The organism is Christiangramia aestuarii (assembly GCF_009735585.1).
Classification (GTDB): Bacteria; Bacteroidota; Bacteroidia; order Flavobacteriales; family Flavobacteriaceae; genus Christiangramia; species Christiangramia aestuarii.
Window position 1 is genome coordinate 1 of the sequence record NZ_VJVW01000150.1, and the last position, 382, is coordinate 382.

Consider the following 382-nt stretch of genomic DNA (forward strand, 5'->3'; position numbering starts at 1 on the left):
GTCGATCCCGCTCACGTGGTGCGCACCAACGGTGCCCCCGACATGAGTGAAAGCGAGTTCAACGAGGCCAAGCAGATCTACTTCCAACGCTGCGCCGGTTGCCACGGCGTCCTGCGCAAGGGCGCCACCGGCAAGCCGCTGACCCCGGACATCACCCAGCAACGCGGCCAGCAATACCTGGAAGCGCTGATCACCTACGGCACCCCGCTGGGCATGCCGAACTGGGGCAGCTCCGGCGAGCTGAGCAAGGAACAGATCACCCTGATGGCCAAGTACATCCAGCACACCCCGCCGCAACCGCCGGAGTGGGGCATGCCGGAGATGCGCGAATCGTGGAAGGTGCTGGTGAAGCCGGAGGACCGGCCGAAGAAACAGCTCAACG

The 382-nt window shown here is 65.2% G+C and carries 1 protein-coding gene; it reads left to right on the forward strand.

Going from position 1 to position 382, the window contains the following annotated elements; genetic code table 11:
• On the forward strand, nt 1-382 hold a 382-nt coding region (locus tag FLP08_RS17315; RefSeq protein WP_156278171.1), incomplete at both ends, for a c-type cytochrome.